At 67.2% G+C, this 16,503-nt stretch carries 18 protein-coding genes; 14 read left to right on the forward strand and 4 right to left on the reverse strand.

Annotation, left to right across the window (positions count from 1 at the left end):
* Nucleotides 1-44: 44 nt before the first annotated feature.
* The 3 genes from LF41_RS15325 (at nt 45) to LF41_RS16335 (ending at nt 1,773) form a co-directional block, all read left to right on the forward strand.
* Nucleotides 45-425 carry an HU family DNA-binding protein gene (locus LF41_RS15325; protein ID WP_036171793.1) on the forward strand — a complete coding sequence of 127 codons (381 nt, stop codon included), beginning with the start codon at nt 45-47 and terminating at the stop codon, nt 423-425.
* A gap of 122 nt (nt 426-547) precedes the next feature.
* Nucleotides 548-1,108 carry a DUF1439 domain-containing protein gene (locus LF41_RS15330; protein ID WP_036171796.1) on the forward strand — a complete coding sequence of 187 codons (561 nt, stop codon included), beginning with the start codon at nt 548-550 and terminating at the stop codon, nt 1,106-1,108.
* A gap of 17 nt (nt 1,109-1,125) precedes the next feature.
* The gene (locus LF41_RS16335) at nt 1,126-1,773 is read left to right on the forward strand and encodes a hypothetical protein (RefSeq protein ID WP_052116518.1); all 648 of its coding nucleotides are present in this window, start codon (nt 1,126-1,128) and stop codon (nt 1,771-1,773) included.
* A gap of 3 nt (nt 1,774-1,776) precedes the next feature.
* Here LF41_RS16335 and LF41_RS15340 read toward each other — a convergent pair whose 3' ends face one another.
* Together LF41_RS15340 and LF41_RS15345 are read right to left on the reverse strand one after the other, a co-directional pair.
* The gene (locus tag LF41_RS15340) at nt 1,777-4,059 is read right to left on the reverse strand and encodes a DUF5916 domain-containing protein (protein WP_052116519.1); all 2,283 of its coding nucleotides are present in this window, start codon (nt 4,057-4,059) and stop codon (nt 1,777-1,779) included.
* A 121-nt stretch (nt 4,060-4,180) separates the two neighbouring features.
* On the reverse strand, nt 4,181-4,648 hold the full coding sequence (locus tag LF41_RS15345; RefSeq protein ID WP_036171799.1) for an SET domain-containing protein: 468 nt from the start codon (nt 4,646-4,648) through the stop codon (nt 4,181-4,183).
* 121 nt (nt 4,649-4,769) lie between these two features.
* Here LF41_RS15345 and LF41_RS15350 point away from each other — a divergent pair, with 121 nt between their 5' ends.
* The 11 genes from LF41_RS15350 to LF41_RS15400 all read left to right on the forward strand — a co-directional run bounded on the left by LF41_RS15350 (nt 4,770) and on the right by LF41_RS15400 (nt 15,346).
* Nucleotides 4,770-5,354: a cytochrome C gene (locus LF41_RS15350; RefSeq protein WP_202594070.1), complete on the forward strand. Its 585-nt coding sequence runs from the start codon at nt 4,770-4,772 to the stop codon at nt 5,352-5,354.
* Nucleotides 5,355-5,470: 116 nt separating this feature from the next.
* On the forward strand, nt 5,471-5,920 hold the full coding sequence (locus LF41_RS15355; RefSeq protein WP_036171803.1) for an SUF system Fe-S cluster assembly regulator: 450 nt from the start codon (nt 5,471-5,473) through the stop codon (nt 5,918-5,920).
* An 8-nt stretch (nt 5,921-5,928) separates the two neighbouring features.
* Nucleotides 5,929-7,371 (forward strand): Fe-S cluster assembly protein SufB, encoded by a 1,443-nt coding sequence (gene sufB, locus LF41_RS15360; protein ID WP_036171806.1) that lies wholly within the window; start codon nt 5,929-5,931, stop codon nt 7,369-7,371.
* A 20-nt stretch (nt 7,372-7,391) separates the two neighbouring features.
* Complete coding sequence (sufC, locus tag LF41_RS15365) at nt 7,392-8,156, forward strand: Fe-S cluster assembly ATPase SufC (protein WP_036171809.1); 765 nt, start codon at nt 7,392-7,394, stop codon at nt 8,154-8,156.
* Complete coding sequence (gene sufD, locus LF41_RS15370; RefSeq protein ID WP_036171813.1) at nt 8,156-9,385, forward strand: Fe-S cluster assembly protein SufD; 1,230 nt, start codon at nt 8,156-8,158, stop codon at nt 9,383-9,385. The genes sufC and sufD overlap by 1 nt, the downstream gene beginning before the upstream one ends.
* A complete protein-coding gene (locus tag LF41_RS15375; RefSeq protein ID WP_036171816.1) occupies nt 9,382-10,620 on the forward strand; it encodes a cysteine desulfurase in 1,239 nt (412 codons plus the stop codon). The genes sufD and LF41_RS15375 overlap by 4 nt, the downstream gene beginning before the upstream one ends.
* 29 nt (nt 10,621-10,649) lie before the next feature.
* Complete coding sequence (locus tag LF41_RS15380) at nt 10,650-11,174, forward strand: GNAT family N-acetyltransferase (protein ID WP_036171818.1); 525 nt, start codon at nt 10,650-10,652, stop codon at nt 11,172-11,174.
* Complete coding sequence (locus LF41_RS16835; protein ID WP_036171821.1) at nt 11,171-11,488, forward strand: Rieske (2Fe-2S) protein; 318 nt, start codon at nt 11,171-11,173, stop codon at nt 11,486-11,488. Before LF41_RS15380 ends, LF41_RS16835 begins: the two co-directional genes overlap by 4 nt.
* A 137-nt stretch (nt 11,489-11,625) precedes the next feature.
* A complete protein-coding gene (locus tag LF41_RS15390; RefSeq protein ID WP_036171824.1) occupies nt 11,626-13,914 on the forward strand; it encodes a TonB-dependent receptor in 2,289 nt (762 codons plus the stop codon).
* A gap of 28 nt (nt 13,915-13,942) precedes the next feature.
* Nucleotides 13,943-14,629: a Fe2+-dependent dioxygenase gene (locus LF41_RS15395; protein WP_036171827.1), complete on the forward strand. Its 687-nt coding sequence runs from the start codon at nt 13,943-13,945 to the stop codon at nt 14,627-14,629.
* A gap of 21 nt (nt 14,630-14,650) precedes the next feature.
* Nucleotides 14,651-15,346: a PepSY-associated TM helix domain-containing protein gene (locus LF41_RS15400; protein ID WP_036171830.1), complete on the forward strand. Its 696-nt coding sequence runs from the start codon at nt 14,651-14,653 to the stop codon at nt 15,344-15,346.
* Nucleotides 15,347-15,365: 19 nt separating this feature from the next.
* Here LF41_RS15400 and LF41_RS15405 read toward each other — a convergent pair whose 3' ends face one another.
* Entirely contained in the window at nt 15,366-15,953 is a 588-nt protein-coding gene (locus LF41_RS15405; protein ID WP_036171833.1) for a HutD/Ves family protein, read from the reverse strand.
* Between the two features lie 129 nt (nt 15,954-16,082).
* The gene (locus LF41_RS15410) at nt 16,083-16,412 is read right to left on the reverse strand and encodes a ComEA family DNA-binding protein (RefSeq protein ID WP_036171835.1); all 330 of its coding nucleotides are present in this window, start codon (nt 16,410-16,412) and stop codon (nt 16,083-16,085) included.
* Nucleotides 16,413-16,503: the final 91 nt, after the last annotated feature.

The raw sequence follows: 16,503 nt of genomic DNA on the forward strand, positions 1-16,503 counted from the left end.
ACCAGGCATTCCATCAACTCACACCAAGAGTCATCAGGACACATATGGCGAAGAAGAAAGCCGCATCGAAGAAGGCCGCTCCGAAGTCCGCCGCCAAGTCGGCCGCACCGAAGCCGATCAAGGAAGCGCTGGGCAAGTCGGGCCTGGTTGCACACATCTCCGAGCAGACGGGCGTCGCGCCGCGCGACGTGCGCGCCGTGATGGCGTCGCTCGAAGGCGCCGTGCATGGTTCGGTCAGCAAGAAGGGCGCGGGTGCGTTCACCCTGCCGGGCCTGCTGAAGATCACCGTCGTCAACGTTCCGGCCAAGCCGAAGCGCAAGGGCATCAACCCGTTCACCAAGGAAGAGCAGTGGTTCGCCGCCAAGCCGGCCACCGTCAAGGTGAAGGTGCGCCCGCTGAAGAAGCTCAAGGACGCGGCCGCCTGAGGCGCCTGACCGACAAGCTTCAAGAAAGACGCCCGGTCCGCCGGGCGTTTTTTTTTCGCCTGGCGGATCGACGGTTCACGCGGCATGGCGCACCCTGCGCGCATCGCCCGACGGAGACCGCCATGCGCCGCCCTGCCCTCGCTTTCGCCTTCTTCGCCGCGCTGTTCGCGTTGGCGCTCACGGCATGCACCACGCTCGATGCCCTCGTGGGCAACCAGGTCACGTTCACCGCGCCGCAGTTGCAGAAGTACGTGGATCGGCAATTCCCGCGCGATTACCAGAAGCTCGGCGGCCTGGTGACGCTGCGCGTGATGCATCCGCGCCTGACGATCCCGCAGGATTCCAATCGCCTGCAACTGGATTTCGATCTCGGCATCGGCGGGTTCGGGATGGACAGCCAGGCGGTGGCCGGGCGCTTCGCACTCCAGAGCGGATTGCGGTTCGATCCGACGACGCGGGGCCTGCACCTGGTCGACCCGCAACTGATGAACGTCGACATGCCCTCGCTCGGGGGCGCGATGAATGCGCCCACGCGCGCCGCGCTCAATTCCTGGCTGTCGGACTACGCGCGGCAGGAACCGGTCTATCGTCTCGACGATAATGCGTGGGGACGGCTGGCCGGCCGCCGCATCGGGGGCACCACGATCGGCGATGGCAAGGTCGTCCTGCACCTCGACCAATAGCCTTTCGGAATCCCCGCATGTCGCGCGTCCGCCTCGTTCCGCTGCTCTTCCTCGCCCTGAACATCGCAGCGTGCGGCGATCAACCCGAGGGCGTCGCGCGCCGCGCGGACGGCAGCGCGATGGATCCGTTGCCCGCGCCCGAAGGCGCGCGCGGTTCCATCACCGGCATGCCGGCGGCGCCGGGCCCGGGGCAACCGGAAGACAACGCGAGCATCGCGGCGGAAGAAGACATCGCCATCGACGAATCGGCGCTGGGGGAGAACGACAATCCCGAGGTCGCGCTCGACGCCGAGCCGACCTCCAACGACGCCGTGCAAGCCATCCAGCGTTATTACGACGCCATCCGTTCGCAGGATTTCGCCGGGGCGTACGCGCTGTGGAGCGACGGCGGCCGCGCGAGCGGGCAGACGCCGGAACAGTTCGCGGCGGGCTTCGCCGATACGGCCGACGTGGTCGTGACGCTCGACGCACCGGCGCGCATGGAAGGCGCGATGGGGTCGCGTTACATCGAAGTGCCGGTCGCGGTGGAAGCCACCACGCGCGACGGCAGCGTGCGCCGCTTCGTCGGCGCCTACACGCTGCGCCGCTCGGTGGTCGACGGCGCCACGCCCGAACAGCGCGCGTGGCGCATCGCCTCGGCCGACCTGCGCGAACTCACGCAGTAAGGCTTACAGCTCGAAGCGGTAGCTCAGCTTCACCACGAGCTGCTCGTCGTCGCGCAGCGAGAAGGCGTCGTTGAGCGCTTCGTTCGCATCCGGCGCGCCGAACTGGTACTCGTTGAACAGATCGCCACCGCGGCCGTACACGACGTACAGGTAGGACAGCGGCTTGAACTCCCAGCGGTAGCGCACCTGGAAGCCGAGGTTGCTGAGCGCGAAGTCGTCGATGCGGTCGTTGCTCGGGACCGGCGTGCCATCGGGCGTCGTGCGCCACGCCTGGCGGCGGTCCGCATCCAGGCCGAGCGCCTGCATCTTGACGCGCAGTTCCTGGTTGCCGCGGAAGTTCCAGTTCACGCCGAAGTCGAGCTGCTGGGCGTGTTCGTCGAACGTGCCGATCAGGTTGTCGCCGTACCAGATCATCCACTGCGGCGTGCGCTCGGCGTACAGCGTCGTGTACAGGCTCAGGTCGTCGTTGATGAAGTACGTGGGCTGGAACTGGGTGTTCCAGCCGATGCCGCGGTCGTTGTTCGAGTCGCCGATGCCGTAGTTGCTGAAACCGACGTTGGCGTAGAACGCCCACGCGCCGTGGCGCGGCCAGTTCTTCTCGGCGAAGGAGTTGAAGTTCGACGGGATCTTGACGATGCCGTTGCCGCGCAGGATGCGGTCGTCGTGGCCGGCGGTGTTGACGTTGATCTGCGCGTAGTCGTTGCCGCCGTCCTTCAACTGGCTCGACACGCTCATGCGGAACTGGCGCTGCAGGTCCACGCCGGTGTCGTCGTTGCTGCCGCCCACGCGCCAGCGCCAATCGTGCGAGGAATATGAAGACTCCTTCGGCATGTCGGTGATGCGCTTCTTCAACTCGTAGTGCGCGTAGTTGAGGTCCGGGCGCGAGAGGAAGCCGAAGTCGTTGATTTCCAGGTCGCCGCTGAAATGCATGCCCAGGAACTGGTGGCGCCAGCCGTTGCCGGCTTCGTAGTCGACGATCGTGGTGAAGCCGTCGCCCTGGCCTGCGCGGCCCCAGTCAGGGCTGTCGGCGCGGCCTTCGTCGATGTCGCTGAAGATCAGGCGGTTCTGGATGTTCCACTTCTCGTTCGGCCGCCAGTTCTGGTCGAAGCCGACGACAGTGGCCGTGCGGTCGAAGAACGGGCGGTCGACCTGCGTGACCATCATGCCGACGTTCTGCTTGGCGAAGTCGTGCGACAGGCGCAACGCGGTGAACGTGCGGCCGGCTTCGTCCGCTTCGTCGGCGATCAGCACGCCGTACTTGGTGGCGCCGAAGCTGCCGTTGGCCTTCACCGCCGCGGTGATGTCGCCCGCGCCGCTGCCGTCGTCCGTCGGCCCGCCGACGCGGCGGGTGTAGACGAGCTGGCTGAAGTCCGACGGCGTGGTGAACTCGAACGGGCCCTGGTTCTCGGTGAAGAACGGGCGCTTGTCGCTGAAGAAGGTTTCGTTGGCGCTGAAGTTGACGACGATGTCGTCGCTCTCGACCTGGCCGAAGTCGGGGTTCAACGTCGCGGTCAGCTGGAACTGGCCGTTGGGCTTCCAGAAGATGTCCGCGCCGGTGTCGAAACTCCCGTCCTTGCCGATGTTGTCGTACAACCCGGACACGTACGGCGTGATCGCGATCAGCGCCTGGTTGTAGATCGGCACTTCGACGGGCGTGAAGTCGGACAGGAAGCGCGGGCGTTCGAAACTCGCCGCCGGCCACGCGCTGCGCTCGCCGGAACTGCCGATCACGCGATCCAGGTAGATGCGGAACGTGCGCTTGCCGTCCTTGCCCTTCGCCATCGGTGCGATGTACCAGGGAATGAGCATTTCGCTCGACCAACCGTTCTCGTCCTCGCTGGCGGCGTGCTGCCAGTTGCCGTCCCAGTCGGTGGAGAAGCGGTTCTCGTTGGTGATCACCGCATCGTTGATGCCGTCGGTGGACGTCACCATGAAGTTGTAGCCGGTGCGCCCGTCGCCGTCGAAGTCGATCATCAGGTTGTTGCGATCGACCTGCGCCTGTTCGTCGCGGCGGATCTTCTGGCGATTGCGCGGGATGCTCGACGGCTGCGTGTTGCGGAAGCCGATCGCCAGGCCTTCGGGCGTGGCGAGGATCCAGGCTTCGGTCGGCTGCGAACCCGGCGCGCCAGTCAACGGTTGCGTGATGCGGAAGTCGGTGACGTGTTGCGCGCCCTGCCACTCGGCGGGGTCGATCTTGCCGTCGACGACGATGGCCGCGAAGGACGGCCCCGAAAGCGCGAGCAGGATGGCGGCGGTCAGCGTTGCGGCGGGCAAGCGGCTGCGCATGGCAAGGGACGTCCGGGTCGGGGAAGATGCGCGCAGGCTATTCACGCGGGACGCGCGCGCCGCGTCCCGAGAGTCATGCAAACCTTTTGCCTACTCCGGGCATCGTGCCCGGGGTGGGAGCTCAGCGCTTGGGCTTGAGCATGGTCCCCGTGCACTTCTTCGACCCGCAGCGGCAGGCCCAGATCTTCTTCAGGCGGGCCGTGTGGGGCTCGTCCAGGGTGATGCCGTAGTCGTAGGTCAGCTCTTCGCCCACCTTGATGGCCCGGATGGACTCGATGAAGACGCGGTCCTTGCGGCGGTCGTCGCCGTCGGATTCCTCCAGCACGGCCTCGCAGTTGGGCTCGCAGCTGTGGTTGATCCAGCGCGCGCTGTTGCCGCCGTGGTTGGCGTCGATCACGTACTCGTCGTTGAGCGTGAAGAGGAACGTGTGGCCGCTCTCGACATCGCCGGTGTCGTCGTTGTCGACGGCTTCGTGCGTGCGGCGCTCGCCCTTGTATTCGAGGAGGCGCTCGCCCTTCTTGATGGGCGCACCGGCGAACACGCCGTTGCCATGGATCTGCGAGCGACGGGCGACGGTCTTGCGGGCCATGCGGACATCCAGGAGAGGAAAGACGGGAATTGTGCGGGTTTGGCGGTGAACACGCCATCTGCGTGGCCGCTGCGATGCGCGCGATGCGTATTCCCCGGTTCCATCCAAGTTCGGTCAGACGATGCGCACCACGACCCTCATGCTTCCCGTCGCCCTCGCCTGCGCGCTGGCCGCGTGCACGCCCGCCGCGTCCGACTCGAAGGCCGACGCCGCCGTCGCGACACCGCACCCCAGCGCGACCCCGGTCGCGATGACCGACGCACAACTGCTCGCGCACGGCGAGTACATGGTGCGCATCGCCGGCTGCAACGACTGCCACACGCCGGGTTACGCCGAGAGCGGCGGCAAGGTGCCGAAGACGCAATGGCTCGTGGGCTCGCGCATGGGCTGGAACGGCCCGTGGGGCACGACCTACGCGGCCAACCTCCGCCTGAAGCTCGCCGACATGGAAGACGCGGCCTGGCTCAAGTACAGCGCCGAGCTGCACACGCGCCCGCCGATGCCCGACTTCGCAGTGCGCGACATGAGCGAACAGGACCGCCTGGCGATCCTGCGCTTCACCAAGTCGCTGGGCGCGGACGGCGAACCCGCGCCGGCTTACCTCCCGCCGGGCCAGACGCCGCCCCTGCCCTTCATCGAATTCAACCTCCCGCCGCCGCCGGCCGCGGCCGCTTCGAGCGTGGCAAAGCCCGCCGCAGCGGGCTGACGGCCTCGCGAGACTGAACCCCAACCCGGCCCTCTCCCGCGTGCGCAGGGGAGGGAGTTGGACCGGCCGGCGTTAAAACGTACAATTTCAGTCCGTTTTACAGGTCTTGCCCAGCCATGCTGCGGGTCACGAAGCTCACCGACTACGCCACCGTCGTGCTGACGGTGCTCGCCGCCGTGCCGGATCGCGTCCACAGCGCGGCCGAGCTCGCCGAGCGCGCGGGTCTGGAAGTCACCACCGTCGCGAAGGTACTCAAGCCGCTCGCGCAGGCCGGCCTGGTGTCCGGGTTCCGCGGCGCGCACGGTGGTTATCGACTGGCGCGCGAGGCGTCGGCCATTTCGCTCGTCGACATCGTCGAAGCGATGGAAGGCCCGCTCGGCATGACCGAATGCAGCGTGCACGCCGGCGCTTGCGGCATCGAATCCTCCTGCGGCGTGCGCGCCAACTGGCGCCGCATCAATGACGTCGTCTCGCACGCGCTGCGCGAAGTGTCGCTGGCCGACATGCTCGCCCCCGCCCCGAATCAACCCCGTCGTCCAATCCCCGCCACGCTGGCGACGGTGTGAGCCAGGCCATGAACCACGAAAGCAACGCCGAAATCCTCGAACAGCTGGGCCGTCGCTACGACGCCGGCTTCGTCACCGACATCGAATCCGACGCACTGCCGCCGGGCTTGTCGGAAGACGTCATCCGCTTCCTATCCGCGAAGAAGGAAGAACCCGAATGGATGACGCAATGGCGCCTGGCCGCGTACCGCCACTGGCTGACCATGCCGATGCCGAACTGGGCCAAGCTCGACATCGCCCCGATCGACTTCCAGTCCATCAGCTACTACTCCGCGCCGAAGGCGAAGTACGCCTCGCTGGATGAAGTGCCGCAGGAATTGCTGGACACGTACGAAAAGCTCGGCGTGCCGCTGCACGAACGCGCGAAGCTCGCGGGCGTGGCGGTGGACGCGGTGTTCGACTCGGTCTCGGTCGGCACGACCTTCCGCAAGGAACTCGCCGAGAAGGGCATCATCTTCTGCTCGATGTCCGAGGCGATCCGCGAGCATCCCGCGCTGGTGCAGCAATACCTCGGCAGCGTCGTGCCCACGGGCGACAACTATTTCGCCGCGCTCAATTCCGCCGTGTTCTCCGACGGCTCGTTCGTGTTCATTCCCAAGGGCGTGCGTTGCCCGATGGAACTGAGCACGTATTTCCGCATCAACGCGGTGAACACCGGGCAGTTCGAGCGCACGCTGATCATCGTCGAAGACAAGAGCTACGTTTCCTATCTGGAAGGCTGCACCGCGCCGATGCGCGACGAAAACCAGCTGCACGCGGCGGTCGTCGAACTGGTCGCGCTGGAAGATGCGGAAATCAAGTACAGCACGGTGCAGAACTGGTATCCGGGCGACGAAGAAGGGCGCGGGGGCATCTACAACTTCGTGACCAAGCGCGGCGAATGCCGCGGCGCGCGCTCGAAGATTTCCTGGACGCAGGTCGAGACCGGTTCGGCCATCACGTGGAAGTACCCGAGCTGCGTGTTGCTCGGCGACGACTCGGTCGGCGAATTCCACTCCGTCGCGCTCACGCACCATCGCCAGCAGGCCGACACCGGCACCAAGATGATCCACGTCGGCAAGCGCACGAAGTCGAAGATCGTCAGCAAGGGCATCAGCGCCGGCCGCGGGCAGAACGCCTATCGCGGCCTGGTCAAGGTGGAGCGCAGCGCGATCGGCGCGCGCAACCACACGCAGTGCGACTCGCTGCTGATCGGCAAGAAGTGCGGTGCGCACACGTACCCGTACGTCGAAGTGAAACACCCCACCGCGATCGTCGAACACGAAGCGACGACCTCGAAGATCAGCGACGACCAGCTCTTCTACTGCCGCAGCCGCGGCATCTCGGAAGAAGATGCGGTGTCGATGATCGTCGACGGTTTCTGCAGGAGCGTGTTCCGCGAGTTGCCGATGGAATTCGCGGTCGAAGCCAAGAAGCTCCTCGAGGTTTCGCTCGAAGGCGCAGTCGGCTGACCGAACAGGACAATCCCCACATGTTGAAGATCGACAACCTCCACGTCCGCGTCGCCGGCCGCGACATCCTCAAGGGCCTCTCGCTGCAGGTCGAACCTGGCCGCGTGCACGCCATCATGGGCCCGAACGGCGCGGGCAAGTCCACGCTCGGCAACGTGATCGCCGGGCGCGAGGGCTATGAAGTCGTCAGCGGCTCGGTGACGTTCGAAGGCCGCGACCTGCTCTCGCAGGAACCGGAGGAGCGCGCCGCCGCCGGCGTGTTCCTCGCGTTCCAGTACCCGGTCGAAATCCCGGGCGTGAACAACACCTACTTCCTGCGCTCGGCGCTCAATGCGCAGCGCAAGGCGCGCGGCGAGGCGGAACTGGATTCGATGCAGTTCCTCAAGCTCGTGCGCGAAAAGCTCGCCGTGCTGCACCTGAAGGACGAACTGCTGCATCGCGGCGTCAACGAGGGGTTCAGCGGCGGCGAGAAGAAGCGCAACGAGATCTTCCAGCTCGCGGTGCTCGAACCCAAGCTTGCGATCCTCGATGAAACCGACTCGGGCCTGGACATCGACGCGCTGCGCAACGTCGCCGACGGTGTCAACGCGCTGCGCTCGCCGGAGCGTGCGTTCCTCGTGATCACGCACTACCAGCGCCTGCTCGACTACATCAAGCCGGACGTCGTGCACGTTCTGGCCGACGGCCGCATCGTGGAAACGGGTGGTCCGGAACTCGCGCTGCAGCTCGAACAGCACGGCTATTCGTGGATCGCCGATCGCCAGTTGCCGGAGGCCGCGGCCTGATGAGCGCGTTGCTGGAATCGTTGGCGCAGGGCTTCGACGGCGACGCGGCGCGGCGCGAGACGCTGGACGCCGCGTTGCGCGACGGCTTGCCGAAGCCGCGCAGCGAGGCGTGGAAGTACACGTCTCTGCGTGCGCTGGAGCGTCGCGTGTTCGCGCCGGCGCAATCCTCGCCGGTCGACGCGACAATCGTGGCCGCCATCGACGGCCCGCGTATCGTGTTCGTCAACGGCGTGTTCGACGCGACGCTGTCGTCGCTCGATGCGTTGCCGGCAGGCGTCACGTTGCAGGCTGGCTCGGTCGCCGATCCGCTCGACGTCGGCGGGCCGGATCGCGTTTTCGCGTCGCTCAATGCCGCGTTGGCACGCACCGGAGTCGTGCTGCACGTCGCGGCGAATGCGCAGGTCGCGGTGCCGCTGCATCTGGTCTTCATCGGTGCCGCCGCCGCGCAGGACCAGGCGTGGCATCTGCGGCATGCCATCGAGATCGGCGAACGCGCCAGCGCTGCGCTGATCGAACATCACGTCGCCTCGGGCGCGCATTCGCACCTGGGCAACAGCCTCACGACGATCCGTGTCGCGCGGGGCGCATCGCTGACGCACGTCCGCGTGCAGGACGACGCCGTCGGCGCGACCTTGTTCGCGCGCACGGATGCCTCGCTCGACGCCGATGCCCGCTATCGCCGACTCGACCTGGAGCTCGGCGGTGCGCTGTCGCGCCACGAGTTCGGTTGCCGCCTGCTCGGCGCCAACGCCGCCGTGCAATCCGACGGCGTGCTGCTCGGCACGGGCCGTCGCCACATCGACACGCGCCTGAACATCGATCATGTCGCGGGCGATACGCGGTGCGATCTCACGTGGCGCGGGCTCGCGGCCGACCGCAGTCGCGCGGTGCTGCATGGCGGCATCCTGATTCGCGCGGGCGCGGACGGCAGCAATGCCGCGTTGTCGAGCCGCAACCTGCTGCTGAGCGACAACGCGGAGATCGACGCGCAGCCCGTGCTCGAAATCCACGCCGATGAAGTGCAGGCCGCGCACGGCGCGGCGGTGGGCGGGCTCGATCCGACCGCGCTGTTCTACCTGCGCTCCCGCGGCTTGCCGGAAGGCGACGCGCGTCGCCTGCTCACCACCGCGTTCTGCCGCGACGTGCTGGCGGGGCTGGATGCCGCGCTGCGGCCGGCCGCGGAATCCGCGCTCGACCGCGCGCTCGCCATGCTGGAGCGCACCGCATGAGTACCGTCGCACCGGCGACCGACATCGACTGGCCGCGCATCCGCGAGGACTTCCCGCTGTTGCGCCGCCAGGTGCATGGCAAGCCGCTGATCTATTTCGATTCGGCGAACACCGGGCAGAAGCCGGCGTCGGTGATCGAAACCGTCGATGCGTTCTATCGCCGCCACAACGCGAACGTCAGCCGCGCGGTCCACGCGCTCGGCAGCGAGGCGACGGAAAGCTACGAGGCCGCGCGCACGCGCCTGGCGAAACACGTCAACGTCGCGCCGCAGGACGTGGTGCTGACCAGCGGCACCACGTTCGCGATCAACCTCGTCGCATATTCGTGGGGGTTGTCGAACCTGAAGGCCGGCGACGTCGTCCTGCTCTCGCGCATGGAACACCACGCGAACATCGTGCCGTGGCAACTGATCTGCGAACGCGCGGGCGCGACGATCCGCGTCGCGGAGCTGCACCAGGATGGGTCGTTGGACCTCGACGCGCTGTACGCGGCGATGACGCCGGACGTGAAGCTGCTCGGCGTCGCGCATGTGTCGAACGTGCTCGGCACCATCAATCCCGTCGCCGAAATCTGCCGCGAAGCGCGCAGGCGCGGGATCACGACCGTGGTCGACGGCTCGCAGGCGCTGCCGCACATGGTGGTCGACATCGCCGCGATCGGCTGCGATTTCTACGCCTTCACCGGACACAAGATGTGCGGGCCGACGGGGACCGGCGCGTTGTGGGCGCGGCGCGAATTGCTGGCCGCGATGCCGCCATTCCTCGGCGGCGGCGAGATGATCAAGGAAGTGCGCTACGAAGGCACGATCTTCAGCGATCCGCCGCACCGCTTCGAAGCAGGCACGCCGAACATCGCAGGCCACATCGGCCTCGGCGCCGCGGTGGCGTATCTCGATGGCATCGGGATGGAGGCGATTGCCGCGCGCGAAGCCACGCTGCTGTCGCACCTGACCGAAGAGATGCGCACCATCGACGGCGTCCGCATCATCGGCACCGCGGCGCGCAAGGCGGCCGTCGTCTCGTTCCTCGTCGAAGGCGCCCATGCGCACGACCTGGCCACGCTGCTCGACCTCGAAGGCGTCGCGGTGCGCTCCGGCCACCATTGCGCGCATCCGCTGATGGCCTTCTTCGGCGTCCCGGCCACGTGTCGCGCCTCGCTCGCGTTCTACAACACGCACGAGGAAATCGAGGCCTTCGCGGCCGCCCTCCGCAAGGTGCGCCGCCTGCTCGGATAAACTGCGGCCCTGGATCGACGGGACCGCACATGAGCCATCTGCAATTCCGCGCCGCCGGCGTCGAGGACCTCGACGCCCTGGTCGCGCTCGTCACCTCGGCCTACCGCGGCGATGCGAGCCGCGTGGGCTGGACGACGGAAGCCGACTTCCTCGACGGCGCGCGCATCGACGCCGACGTCCTGCGCCGCGACATCGAACGCCGGCACAGCCGCGTGCTCGTCGCCGAACGCGAGGGAACGATGCTCGCCTGCGCGCACGTGTGCGAAGACGACGGCGCGGGCTACTTCGGCATGTTCTCGGTGCAACCCGACATCCAGGGCGGCGGCATCGGCAAGACCGTGCTGGCCGAAGCCGAACGCATCGCGCGCGAGGAATGGGCCCTGCCCGTCATGCGCATGACGGTGATCGATATCCGCGACGAACTGATGGCCTTCTACGAACGCCGCGGCTACGTGCGCACGGGCATCAAGAAACCCTTCCCCTATGGCGATCCGCGCTTCGGCATCCCGCTGCGCGAGGACCTGCGCTTCGAGGTGATGGAGAAGGCGCTGTGACCTGGGTGCGCGTGTGCGCCACTTCCGAGTTGCTCCCCGGCGAATCCAAGGTCGCCTGGGACGGCGACACTCCGATCGTGGTCTTCAACTATGACGGCGACTTCTATGCCCTCGAAGACCGATGCTCGCACGAAGACTTCGACCTCTCGTCCGGCCCCTACGACGGCGAGGAAGCCACCATCGAATGCGTCCTGCATGGCTCGAAGTTCGACGTCCGCGACGGCCGCGCGCTCAATGCCCCCGCCTATGCGCCGGTGCGCAAATACCCGGTCAAGGTCGAGGACGGCGCAGTGTGGACGCGCGACGACACTTGACCGAAAGCCCTGTTTCGAAGGGGGTTGGCGACCGCTCGTCGTCACTTGATGCAATTCGTTTGCATTTGCGAATGGCTCGCATTTAACATTGCGTCCGCCGCGGCCCCACGCCGCAAAACGACAATCCTGAGGACGTCATGCCCCACGCCGCATTCCGTGCGACGCCGCTCGCGCTCGCGCTTGCGACCATCCTGACCGCGCCGGTCGCCTTCGCCGCCGAGGAAGGCCCTGCCCTGCCGAAGAAGCCGACCGACCTGGACAAGGTCGAGGTGGTGGGCAAGTACGACGAGAAGCCGGCGTCGGTGAAGTACACCGAACCGCTGCGCGATACGCCGCAGACGATCACGGTCATCAACCGCGAAGTGATGGACGAGCAGAACCTGCTCGGCCTGCGCGACGCACTCACCACGCTGCCGGGCATCACCTTCGGCGCGGGCGAAGGTGGCGGCGGTTACGGCGACAGCATCACCCTGCGCGGCTTCAATGCCAGCTCCGACATCACCACCGACAACGTGCGCGACAGCGCGCAGTACTCGCGCACCGACTCGTTCAACCTGCAGGCCATCGAACTGGTCAACGGCGCGAACTCGGTGTACTCCGGCGCGGGCTCGGTCGGCGGCAACATCAACCTCGTGAGCAAGGTCGCCGCGATGGGCGAGTTCACGAACGTGCAGCTGGGCGGCGGCACCGACGGCTACGGCCGCGCGACGCTCGACAGCAACATCGAGCTCGGCGACAACGCCGCCTTCCGCATCAACGCGATGGCGCACCAGAACGACGCGCCGGGCCGCGATGTCGAGACGTTCGAACGCTGGGGCATCGCGCCGTCGATCGCGTTCGGCCTGGGCACGGACCTGCGCGTGACCCTGAGCTACTTCCACCAGACCGACAACAACATCCCGCAGTACGGCCTGCCGTACTTCAGCGCATACGGTGGCCCGCTGCCGGGCACCCGGCGCGAGAACTACTACGGCTACGCCAACGTCGACTCGCAGGACATCAACGTCGACATGCTCACCGGCGTGATCGAGTACGACCTCAACGAAAACACCACGATCCGCAGCCTGGCGCGTTTCCAGAACGTCGACCAGTACAGCGTGGTCGACGCGCCGCAGGGGACGTGGTGCCTGTTCAACGGCGTGAACCCTTCGCCCACCACGTCGGCGTGCCTCGTCGGCCAAGCGCCCGGCACGTTCCTGCCCGGCAATCCGAGCGGCCCGCGCGGTTACGTGCGCGACACGCAGAACAGCATCGCGATCAGCCAGACGGACCTGGTCACGCATTTCGAAACCGCAGGCATCGAACACGCGCTCGTTGCCGGCTTCTCGATCTCGAGCGAATCCTTCGACCTCGACACCGGTGGCCTGTTCCCGCGCCGCGCGAACGGCACCAACGCGCCGTTGCCTCCGATGTCGATCTCCGACCCGAACAACATCTACACCGGCCCGCGCAACTACACGCGCGCCAGCATCACCGAAGGCAGCCTGGACAACCAGTCCGCTTATCTCTTCGACACGCTGAAGTTCGACGAGCGCTGGATGCTCAACCTCGGTGCGCGCTGGGAGCACAACAAGGGCGATTCGATCGTCGACACGTACAGCGTCGTCGCCGGTCCGGCGTTCGGTACGTCGACGGGCATTTCGACGTTCGAGAACTCGGACAACCTCTTCTCCTACCGCGCCAGCGTGCTGTTCAAGCCGGTCGAAGCGGGCACGCTGTACCTGTCGTATTCCAACAGCAAGACGCCGTCGAAGGCGTCGGTCAACGGCGCGTGCACCGCACAGACCTGCAACGTCGACCCCGAAACGGCCGCGAACATCGAACTCGGCGCGAAGTGGGACGTCACCAAGACCCTCGCCGTGACCGGCGCGCTGTTCCGCAACGACCGCCAGAACTACAAGGTCGCCGACCCGGGCAACCCGCTGAATCCGAGCGGCGAGCAGCAGCTCGATGGCGAAGCGCGCGTCGACGGCGTTTCGCTGGGCGTCGCCGGCCAGATCACCCACGACTGGGCGATCTTCGCCAACGCCACCTGGCTGGAAAGCGAAGTGCTGCACGGCGTGTCCGACTACGTGGCCGCCACCGTCGGCGACCCGTTCAAGGGCCTGCCGATCAGCGGCACGCCGGAGCGATCGGGTAGCATCTGGACCACGTACGACCTCGATCGCTGGACCTTCGGTTACGGCGTGACCTACCAGAGCGACTACGTGTTCTACGGCAACACGCTGGCGACGTCCTACGGCAACGTCCATGGCTACACGACGCACCGTGCGATGGTGTCCTTCGCCTTGAACGACCAGCTGTCCTTCCAGCTCAACGCCAACAACCTGTTCGACAAGGAGTACTACGTGCGCGTGCGCAACAACGGCTGGGCGACGCCGGGCGATGCCCGCTCGCTCGTGCTGACGGCCACGTACGCGTTCTGAGTCGAACGGGCCCGACCCGGATCCCGCGATGCTGCTGACCATCCCGCAAGTGTTGACGCCCGACCAGGTCGCGCATTGCCGCGCGCGCCTGGGCACGGCTGCATGGGGCGACGGCAAGGTCACCGCGGGGTACCAGTCGGGCAAGGCGAAGGACAACGCGCAGCTGCCGGAAACCGATCCGGTGGCGCGCGAGCTCGGCGCGCTGGTGCTCGAAGCGCTGGCGCGTAACTCGACGTTCTTCTCCGCCGCGTTGCCGCAGCGGGTGTATCCGCCGTTGTTCAACCGCTACGGCGGCGGGCAATCCTTCGGCTTCCACGTCGACAACGCGATCCGTTACGACCGCAGCCGCGGCGGCGCGGAACCGGTGCGCACCGACTTGTCGGCGACGCTGTTCCTGTCGGCGCCCGAGGAGTACGACGGCGGCGAACTCGTCATCGAAGACACCTACGGCATGCAGCGCGTCAAGCTGCAGGCCGGCGACATGGTGCTGTACCCCGGCACCAGCCTGCACCAGGTCACGCCGGTCACGCGCGGCGAGCGCATCGCATCGTTCTTCTGGATCCAGAGCCTGTTGCGCGAAGACGCGCAGCGCCGGCTGATGTTCGAACTGGATCTTTCCATCCGCCGGTTGACGCAGGACGTGCCCGATCATCCGGCGCTCGTGCAACTCACCGGCGTCTACCACAACCTCCTGCGTCGCTGGTCCGACACCTGACGCACGCAATTCCGGAATGCAATGAACGCCACCACCGCAACCAGCGCCGCCAAGCCCGTCCGCCGCAGCAACACCACCTATCGCGTGATCCGCCAGTTGCACCTGTGGATCGGCGCGTGGGGCGCGCTGGCCGCGATCCTCTACGGCTTCACGGGCCTGGTGATGAACCATCGCTTCGGCGACGGCGCGTGGCCGCAGGGCGACAGCAACGAGAAGGCGCGCGTGACGCTGCAGATCCCGGCCGATGCGCAGACCTCGCCGGAAGCGTTGTCGCTGTGGTTGCGGCAGACGCAGCAACTCGACGCCCAGGTGATCCGCAAGGGCCCGCCGGGCGGCGGCCGCGAAGGCGCCAAGCGCCAGGGCGACAGCGGTGCGAAGGGCGGCGAATCGAAGAAGCCCGATCAGCCGAAGTGGACGCTCTCCGGCGGCAGCGCGAGCGATGCGTGGTCGATGGAATACACGCCCGGCAACACGAGCGCCGAGGTGAAGCACACCGAGCATTCCACGCTCGCCGCGTTCAACCGCCTGCACAAGGCCGTCGGCGGCGGCATCGGCTGGACGATCCTCGCCGACAGCTTCGCCATCGCGATGCTGCTGCTCGGCCTCTCCGGCATCTGGATGTGGGCGCGCGGGCGCAATGCGAAGGAACTGGTGCTCAGCGTGATGGGCGCGTCCATCGTCGTGTTGCTGGTGGTACTGGTGCCGGCGTTGTTCTGATCCCTGTGCGCGCCGCGCCTCAGCGCGGCCGCAACTGCGCGAGCAACACCTGGCCGCCGCCATCGAGCACGTGCCGCAGGCGCGTATCGCCCGCTTGCAGCAACGCCGTGTCGCCCATCGCGAGCGGCGGCAACCCCGAGTCGTCCGCGAACCGCGCCTGACCTGCGAGCAGATGCACGGCCCATGTCGTGCCCGGGTCGGCGAAGATCACCATCGGGCCCACGAGGGGCCGATGCCACAGTTGCGCGTCGATCGCATCGCGCCGCCACATCAGGTTGAAGTCCTGGGTGGCGCCGTCGATCAATTCGCCGTGCACGCCGGCCTCCCCCGCGAAACGCAGGCGCCCGTGCGGCGGTTCGAGCGAATGCACGTTGCCGTCGTCGAAGCGCAGGCGCACGCCGTTGCCCGAGAGCAGCACGATTTCACGATCGATGCCTTCGAAACGCGAGAACGGCGCGTCCTGTTCGATCTCCGCGATCGACAATCGCCAGGCCCACTCGCCATGCGCCGGTTCGGCCGCGATCTCGCGCGTCCACCCGGCGCCGTTGCGCCAGCGCTCGCGGCGATATTCGTTGGCGGGCACCACGCGGGAACGGGCGGTCGACATGCGCGCAGCCTAACCGGCCGTCGCGGAAAAGGGCAGGAATGGGCGCAATCCGTTGCCGCCCATCCCTGCACGACGCCCCGCCCTACGGCATGCGCCGCCGGGTCGTCACCTCCGTGACGGCGCGTCGGCTCAGGGCGCGGCCGCCGCCGACGCTGCCTTGCCCTTCGCGCCGCCGCCCGCGCCGAGCTGGATGCGGTCGCGGTTCTTCTCGACGGTCTTCAGGCCGATGCCCTTGACCTTGGCCAGTTGCTCCAGGCTCTTGTAGGGCCCGTTGGCCTCGCGGTGGGCCACGATGGCCTCCGCCTTCGACGGGCCGATGTTGAGCAGGACGCGGTCGATGGTCTTCGCGTCGGCGCTGTTGATGTCCACCTTGTCCGCCGCGTGGGCGGCCCCGGCGAACAGGACGGCGAGCGCCATCGATTGCAGCGCGATGGCGGTTTTCTTGACGAACGAGTGCATGGGTCTCTCCCTGACGAGGTGGACGGTTCCTGGCCCGCCGCCCAATGCGGCGGACGGGTGCAGTTTCCCGGTCCGTTCCCCTCCGACCCAT

Source organism: Lysobacter dokdonensis DS-58 (assembly GCF_000770795.1).
Classification (GTDB): domain Bacteria; phylum Pseudomonadota; class Gammaproteobacteria; order Xanthomonadales; family Xanthomonadaceae; genus Noviluteimonas; species Noviluteimonas dokdonensis.

Coding starts and splice junctions, on each gene's coding strand:
- LF41_RS15340 (WP_052116519.1), bottom strand. CDS start 4,059: ATGCGCAGCCGCTTGCCCGCCGCAACGCTGACCGCCGCCATCCTGCTC.
- LF41_RS15395 (WP_036171827.1), top strand. CDS start 13,943: ATGCTGCTGACCATCCCGCAAGTGTTGACGCCCGACCAGGTCGCGCAT.
- LF41_RS15345 (WP_036171799.1), bottom strand. CDS start 4,648: ATGGCCCGCAAGACCGTCGCCCGTCGCTCGCAGATCCATGGCAACGGC.
- LF41_RS16335 (WP_052116518.1), top strand. CDS start 1,126: ATGTCGCGCGTCCGCCTCGTTCCGCTGCTCTTCCTCGCCCTGAACATC.
- LF41_RS15405 (WP_036171833.1), bottom strand. CDS start 15,953: ATGTCGACCGCCCGTTCCCGCGTGGTGCCCGCCAACGAATATCGCCGC.
- LF41_RS15380 (WP_036171818.1), top strand. CDS start 10,650: ATGAGCCATCTGCAATTCCGCGCCGCCGGCGTCGAGGACCTCGACGCC.
- sufB (WP_036171806.1), top strand. CDS start 5,929: ATGAACCACGAAAGCAACGCCGAAATCCTCGAACAGCTGGGCCGTCGC.
- LF41_RS15350 (WP_202594070.1), top strand. CDS start 4,770: ATGCGCACCACGACCCTCATGCTTCCCGTCGCCCTCGCCTGCGCGCTG.
- LF41_RS15355 (WP_036171803.1), top strand. CDS start 5,471: ATGCTGCGGGTCACGAAGCTCACCGACTACGCCACCGTCGTGCTGACG.
- LF41_RS15330 (WP_036171796.1), top strand. CDS start 548: ATGCGCCGCCCTGCCCTCGCTTTCGCCTTCTTCGCCGCGCTGTTCGCG.
- sufD (WP_036171813.1), top strand. CDS start 8,156: ATGAGCGCGTTGCTGGAATCGTTGGCGCAGGGCTTCGACGGCGACGCG.
- LF41_RS15325 (WP_036171793.1), top strand. CDS start 45: ATGGCGAAGAAGAAAGCCGCATCGAAGAAGGCCGCTCCGAAGTCCGCC.
- LF41_RS15390 (WP_036171824.1), top strand. CDS start 11,626: ATGCCCCACGCCGCATTCCGTGCGACGCCGCTCGCGCTCGCGCTTGCG.
- LF41_RS15400 (WP_036171830.1), top strand. CDS start 14,651: ATGAACGCCACCACCGCAACCAGCGCCGCCAAGCCCGTCCGCCGCAGC.
- LF41_RS15375 (WP_036171816.1), top strand. CDS start 9,382: ATGAGTACCGTCGCACCGGCGACCGACATCGACTGGCCGCGCATCCGC.
- sufC (WP_036171809.1), top strand. CDS start 7,392: ATGTTGAAGATCGACAACCTCCACGTCCGCGTCGCCGGCCGCGACATC.
- LF41_RS15410 (WP_036171835.1), bottom strand. CDS start 16,412: ATGCACTCGTTCGTCAAGAAAACCGCCATCGCGCTGCAATCGATGGCG.